The 4,216-nt window shown below is 46.1% G+C and carries 2 protein-coding genes; both read left to right on the top strand.

What is annotated here, in order from left to right:
- The first annotated feature begins 29 nt into the window (after positions 1-29).
- Positions 30-263, top strand: coding sequence for a hypothetical protein (locus tag ACFIKE_RS08500; protein WP_375649283.1), 234 nt, complete (start codon positions 30-32; stop codon positions 261-263).
- Between the two features lie 21 nt (positions 264-284).
- A partial coding sequence (locus tag ACFIKE_RS08495; protein WP_375649280.1) for a hypothetical protein occupies positions 285-4,216 on the top strand: 3,932 nt, incomplete at its 3' end.

Raw genomic sequence — 4,216 nt, 5'->3', positions numbered from 1 at the left:
TTTATGGGATCAAGACATGAGGAGTTGAAATGTCATTAAAACCGTTTGCGATATCAGAGATTAGCGACCCGTCTCAAGTACGGGTCGTTTTGTATTCGGGGGGAGGATTTGTGCATGCGCCGCTTAATGGCGTTTTTGATTTACTGAAAGCCGCTTTGAAAACGGATCTTGATGGATCGTTAAAAGATTTAGAGAAGCGCTTAGAGAGCTTAAGAGAAGAGTTTGAAGATTTGAAAGAGTGTTCATTAGACGAAGTACTCTGAATGATGTGAGGACGAAAGCAGATGAAGATACCCGATCATGAACATGAATATTTGATACCTGTCGCGACGAGAGAAGAAATGATAGCAGGAACTTCTCAAGACAGCGTTGTTGTTCCGAAGCTTTTAGGGACGGCATCTTTGTATTCGTATGAAACCTTTGCGCCGTTAGAGCAGGTTGTTAATGCAAGGAAAGAAGCAGAAAAAGCCATGGCGCGTGCGAATGGCGCGCAACAAACAGCAGATCAAGCGAAAACTATAGCAGATAGTGTCAAGGAATTATCGGATGCAGCAGCGACGACGATAGCGCAAGCAGCAGGCACAGCAGCGAGTTCAGTTACTGTAGCCAATGCCGCCAAGACGACAGCAGAGACAGCTTTAGAGCAGGCAAATACGGCATTAACAGTATCCAATGCCGCCAAGCAGACAGCAGAGGTATCGAAAACTTCCTCAGAAGATGCCAAGATGAAATCAGAAGCGGCAGAGAGGTTAGCGCAAGAAGCCAAGCGTATTGCGGAGGATACTAAAGGTGCAGCCGATAGAGTGACACAAGTTCAAAGCACAGTAGAGACAGCTTTGACAGAGGCAAGAGAAGCCAAGGCAACGGCAGGAGATGCAAAAACACTTTCCGAACAAACCAAGAGCGCTTTTGATGATGCCAAGCAGGTGATGGGCGAGGTGAAGAATGTTGCAGAAACGGCGGCAGCGAGCAGTGGGCAAGCTCTCACGACAGCTTCTGAAGCCAAGACGACAGCAGAGACAGCCTCTTCGGTAGCTGGTGATGCAAAAGAAACGGCATTGAGAGCGTTGGCAGATGTCAAGGATCTTAAGCAATCGGTTGATCATGTCAAGAATACAGCTGAGGGAGCCAAAAGGACAGCAGAAGGAGTAGAGCAGAGGGCTTTAACAATAGAAGACGTTGCTACACAAGCCAAGACTAAAGCCGGTGAAGCCAAACAATTGGTTGAAGAAGTTAAGATGAGAGCGCATTCGGCAGAAACGTTAGCAAATAATGCAAAGCAGTTAGCGGATAGTGCAAAAGACACAGCGGTGGAAGCGAAGAATAAAGCAGAGGATGCTCATGTCCTTTCGCAAGACGCTAAAAGTACAGCAGAGACGGCAGAAGAGAAAGCCGCAAGAGCCGAAAAAAAGGCGGATGATGCGACAGTCACAGCTTCAGAAGCCAAGATTATGGCGCAAGAGGCAAAACAGGCGTTAGAGACATCAACAGCGCAACAAGATGCTTCAGAAGCATTGTCTAAAGCCGCTGAAGCGAAAAAAGTAGCAGATCAGGCAGCAACGTTAGCTAATGAAAGTAAAACGACAGCTGTTGAGGCAAAAGGTTTAGTGGAGGAAGTAAAACAATCGGTAGCGACAGCGACAGAAACAGCAGAGAGCGTAGCTAACGAAGCCAAAGGAGCATCAGAAAGTGCTGTTAGGGTGGCGAATACAGCGAAGACCACAGCAGAAGAAGCCAAGAGTGCAGCGGATACAGCAACAGCGACGGCTCATCAAGCCCAACAGAGTGCAGAGGAGGCTACAAAATTAGCTTCTGAAGCGAAAGCGGTAGCAGAGTCTGCGGCGCGTTCAGGAGAGACGGCAGGGCATGTTGATGCAGAAGCGTTGAAGGGTATAGCTACAGCAGCAAAGAGTAAAGCGGAAGCAGCAGAGAAGGTAGCAGAAGAAACGAAAGGTGCTTTGGATGGTCTAAAACAATTAGCCAATAGTGCGAAGTCGACAGCGGACGAGGCAAAGAAGGTAGCTGATGGTGCACAAAAGAAGGCATCACAGGTAGAGACAGTAGCGGATGAAGCCGGAAAAATAGCACAAGAAGCTAAACAGACAGCTGGTTATGCCAAGCATGATGCGGGGCAAGCCCGTAGTCAGGCAGAAAAGGCAGAAAAAACAGCAAATGAAGCGTGGAGTAAAGCCCACAAAGCGAATGAAACAGCAGATAATGCTAAGACTATAGCAAGTTTAGCGCGTACGTACGCAGATGAAGCCAAGAAGATAGCGGAAAATTCAGGCAACACAGCTCATCAAGGGTGGAGTACAGCTAACAACGCGAAGGAAGTAGCAGGTGACGCTAAGACTATAGCAAGTTTAGCACGGACATATGCAGACGAAGCCAAGAAAAAAGCGGAAGTAGCAGATTCACAATCCTATCAAGCTAAGGGCGAAGCCGAAAAAGCCAAGGAAATAGCTAATAGTGCAAAATATACAGCAGAACAAGCACAGAAAGCGGCAGAAGCGGCGGGTAAAAAGGCAGCGTCTTTAGCATCATCTTTAGAAGACAAGCTAGAAGAGACAGAAAAAACAGCGAAGGAAGCCAAACAGAAAGCTGTTTATGCCGAAAATGATGCGAGGCAAGCTCGTAGTGAGGCAGAATCTGCGAAAAATATAGCTTATAATGCTAGTAGTACAGCTAACAACGCGAAGGAAGCCGCCAATAACGCTAAGACTATAGCAAGTTTAGCAGAAAGAGCAGGCGAAGAAGCCAAGAAAATAGCGGAGAAAGCCGATGACCGAGCGTATGAAGCCAAGAATGAAGTAGAAAAAGCCAAGGAAATAGCTAGTAATGCAAAATATATAGCAGGAGAGGCGCAGAGGGCAGCCGAAACAGCGGGTAAAAAAGCCGCGTCTTTAGAGGAAGAAGCGGAAGAGGCACAAAAAATAGCCAAGGAAGCCAAGGAGTCTGCTGGTTATGCAAGACATGACGCGACGCAAGCACGCAATCAGGCAGAAAATGCAGAGAAAATAGCCTCGTCTGCGAGAAGTAGGGTTATCGATATCAATCAAGTGGTTGAGAATTTTAAAGCCCCCGTAAGTTTAGCGCGGATGTACTCAGAAGAAGCCAAGAAAAAAGCCGAGTCGGCAGATTCACAAGCCTATCAAGCCAAGAGCGAAGCCGAAAAAGCCAAGGAAGTAGCCGATAGAGCGAAAAGGACAGCAGAAGAAGCTAAAACAACAGCCGATACGACGAAACAAGAGCTTGGAGGTATCAAGAGTTCCCTAGCAACGGCAACAACAGCCCATACAGTAGCCTCACAGGCAAAAGTGCTAGGGGAAGAGATAAACAATTTACTGAAACAGTCCAATTTAACGGTTCTTTCAATTTCTACGCCGTTTCTTGTTGCGACAGGGAAAAAACAACTCACATTGAAGAAAGGAACGCGTATAACCTTGGCATTAGGCAATGATACTTTGGTTGCAAGTTATACGGCAGATACAAGAATAAGCGTTCCTTCTCTTTCGGTAGGCAAGGATTATTATGTTTATCTGGTTTCTGATGGAAAACAGTCTCATAAACTTGTTTTGTCAGAAAACTCTACCTATCCAAGGAATTACACAGTGAGTAATTCGCGAAAGATAGGAGGGTTTCATACGCTCTGTGCGGATGTTGGTACGATTTCCGGTCACCCATTATCCGGTTATCAAGCAGGGGATATATTGCCGAACTCTGTTTGGTGTCTCAATCATCGCCCGCATAGTTCCCCAGAGGGTATGGTTTACGACCCCTCTACAGATATTTGGGTTGATATTTATCTTCAGTCAGGGACGGGTCACAGTACCCGCTCTGCGTATAATGTTCCTATTACGACGAACCGTCTACAAATAGATCATATATCCGATATGCTGCGTGTTAAGAAGGCTTTGCTCAATAATACAGAATTTACCTCTGCGATGCATGGAAGCAATGAAGGTGGTGGGATTCAAGGCAAAAAAGCACCTTCACCAAAACATTCTGGAGGTTATAAGAATACGGCAAATATACGGATGATTTCGCATATCGGTTGTGAAGATGGTTGCGGTTATGTTTGGCAATTTGTGAAAGATGTTTGTTTCATGCAAACAGTAACTGGAACTTCACCAAATGTACAGTTTAAAAAAGATATGTATGCATTGTTGGCTGGTGGAGACTGGTCAGATACTACGAATATCACTCCACATCTGCG

It is taken from the genome of Bartonella sp. MU70NMGDW (assembly GCF_042194085.1).
Lineage (GTDB): Bacteria > Pseudomonadota > Alphaproteobacteria > Rhizobiales > Rhizobiaceae > Bartonella > Bartonella grahamii.
The sequence above is the reverse complement of the archived record's forward strand: the minus strand, read 5'-3'. Positions and strand labels throughout refer to the sequence as shown.